Source organism: Pseudarthrobacter sp. MDT3-1 (assembly GCF_054510755.1).
Map to the genome: position 1 here is coordinate 1 of NZ_JBTNDX010000063.1, position 2,668 is coordinate 2,668.

Here is a 2,668-nt window from a genome sequence, read left to right on the forward strand (position 1 = left end):
CCCCGGCAGGTAGCCGACCATGATGCCTTCCGCCTGGGCCACGGCGACGGGCAGGGCGCCGATGGTGGAGGGCTGGTCGACGACCAACAGGACCCGTCCCTTGACGGCGACGGAGCGGATGATGGCTTGCAGTTTTGCCTCGTCCTGGGGCAGCGCCCGGTCGAGGATCTTCTTGCCCTGGCGGTCGATGGCGACCGCGTGGTGATTGCTCTTGCCGACGTCAACACCGATGAAGATGTCGACGAGTTCATGGTCCTTGATCAACGCAAACCTCCCAGAATTTGTGTCCGTCAAACCTGTGTTGGCATGTCCTGCGGCGGCAAGGCTCGGCATCCACGTTACGGCTGACCTACGCGGTGTTTCATAGCGCTGGTCCGGTCCCCATTAGCGATCCCCTGGCGCCTATCGAATCCCGGTGACAACACCCCCCGGATCATTGATGACTGGGGGACTTAATCATGCCGGGACCGACAGGCCAACAACCCCAATTCTTACTCGTTAAGGGGCTACTAAAAAGGTAACGGGGGGGGGGGGGGGGGGAAGGGNGCCCGATTTGGGGCTGCTACGCAATGGGGCTAGGCACATCTCGCCGTCACCACCTGGGTGCCAACCTAAGGTAGTAACGAGTCCGGTTAAGGTAAAAACAAGCGCGGGGCCAGGTGCATGTTAAGATGGGTGCAATTTTCCGATACGGGAGTATGCGGAGCCAGAGCGTGGGAATCAAGAGAGCGGGACATGAACGCACCGGAAGTATCAGCGGTCGACTGGATAGGAAACGTCGACTCGCCGGGCGGAATCATGGACACGGTGATTGAACACCTTCAACTGGAACCTTTTGATGTTTCACAGCTCATGACCCGCGACACATCGGAGATTGACAACGCCAAGAGAATGGCACTGCATCTGCCGTATGGCCGACTCATAGCATTTTCCGTGTTTGACGAGCAAGTTTCCTCGGAGTCCTTGGTCATGATAGCCAATCAGCTTCCGACTGGGGCAGTGCTTATGGTTTTCCTCAGCGATTATGTAAATCCCATGAGTGCAAACATTATCACGCGTTATGTTCCGGCTGAAACTCCTGCAGAGTTTATTCTGAAAATTGCTGGGCATGTTCATAAAATAATTAGCACGCAACCCATTGGATCTCGGTTTAATCCCCCTCAAGTTGACTTTCCTGAGTTGCAAAAGCGGTACGTGGAAATCGAGAATTACGAGCCTCTGCTAGATGAACGGCATGCGGTTAAATTAGAAATGGATTCTGTAGATTTCGATTTCTTCAGCGATTTGAGATCCGGATCACGTAAATTGGTTGTGTTCGGGCAGGATGCGATTAATCGAGACATCACTCCTTTGCCCCATTTTTACCGATGGTCCTGGCTTCCACGACTTGAGGCGTCGGCGATCATTCTAAATGACCCGTCCCTTTACGCGCGGAATGACCTCTTGGCAGGTTGGTGGGTGGGAACTCAATCTCGTGATTATCTCAAAGAGGCTGTGGGGATTATCTCGAAGATCGCAAGCGCCCTAGATATTGAAAACCATGATATTACTTTTTTCGGTGCATCTGCTGGTGGTTATTCGGCGTTAGCTATGGCCTCATGTTTGCCTGGTTCTAGGGCGATAGTCGACATTCCTCAAGTTTGCCTAGAAACGTATGGTGCCAAGGTTGCTTCTGATGCATCTATTAAAGCTGGTCTGAACTTTGATTCGGCTGAACTTGTGCCCGAAAAATTCCGGCACCGGATTGACCTAATAGAACGGTTCATCTCTGAACAGTGGGTCCCGGACTTTCTTTACCTGCAAAACAATAGGGATCACACTCATGTCGGTGCACAAATGGGTCCTTTTCTCGCTCGACTCGGAGCTCTAATGTCCAAGCACCGTTGGGCGCAATGTGAGTTTGTTGTCGAAATGTACAGCGCCTGGAATCTCCTAAAAGGAGGCCACTTTCCACTATCGCGCGAGGTGACCTTGCGTCGGATTAATGAGTACATTGTAAGTCCGAAAGCTAGGAGCCGCTCCTGAGCTAGGCCGAGGCTTTCAGCAGATGCCGTCCTTCGCATGTGGTTGAGCAGCCACCGGAGTTTCGGATCTGGGAAAATCGTGTTGTTGACGAACTTTATGCCGACTGAATGAAGCACGATTCTGCGGTCCCGACTGACACATATTCCGGCTCTTCAAGGTTCTCGGGGAAATAGGTTCGTGTTATAGCTAGCAAAGGACTTGTGGTCCTGCTGGGATGAGTGTTATCTACGCATTCAACCTGAACAGCAGCCACGAGCCTTGTTAGAGGCTACTGTGGCGGCCGAAGATGCTGCCAGCTTGATCTTCAATCTCCATGATTACGGCGGCTGAGGCAGACCGTGCTGGACGCGGTCATCACCTCGGGACGGGCAGCGTCCGAGACTGCCCTGGCTTTCGGCGTCTCGTGGTGGCTGGTCCAGCAGGTCATCGGTGACGCCGCTCTCCGCCTTCCGGACGTGGACCTTCTGGCGCCGAGGATGCTGGGCATCGATGAGCCAGGTACCGGTCCGTGCGGTTCTTCCAGGACCCCGCCACGAAGGCCTCAGGACTCTGGACATAGCGTTTTAATTGTTGGCTGACGTTTCTTTGTTTTTGATCTCAAATCGCAGGGTCCGGTCGGTGCCGGGGTAGCGGGTTTCGGTGG

At 54.0% G+C, this 2,668-nt stretch carries 2 protein-coding genes and 1 pseudogene; 2 read left to right on the forward strand and 1 reads right to left on the reverse strand.

Going from position 1 to position 2,668, the window contains the following annotated elements; genetic code table 11:
- The coding region (locus ACX80X_RS21030) for an IS110 family transposase (protein ID WP_459313296.1) at positions 1-333 on the reverse strand (333 nt) is incomplete at its 3' end.
- 402 nt (positions 334-735) lie between these two features.
- On the opposite strand from ACX80X_RS21030, the gene ACX80X_RS21035 reads away from it, so the two are divergent.
- Together ACX80X_RS21035 and ACX80X_RS21040 are read left to right on the forward strand one after the other, a co-directional pair.
- Positions 736-2,025 (forward strand): hypothetical protein, encoded by a 1,290-nt coding sequence (locus ACX80X_RS21035; RefSeq protein WP_252603981.1) that lies wholly within the window; start codon positions 736-738, stop codon positions 2,023-2,025.
- A gap of 320 nt (positions 2,026-2,345) precedes the next feature.
- A pseudogene (locus ACX80X_RS21040) lies at positions 2,346-2,566 on the forward strand (ISL3 family transposase); the annotation flags it as partial.
- Positions 2,567-2,668: the final 102 nt, after the last annotated feature.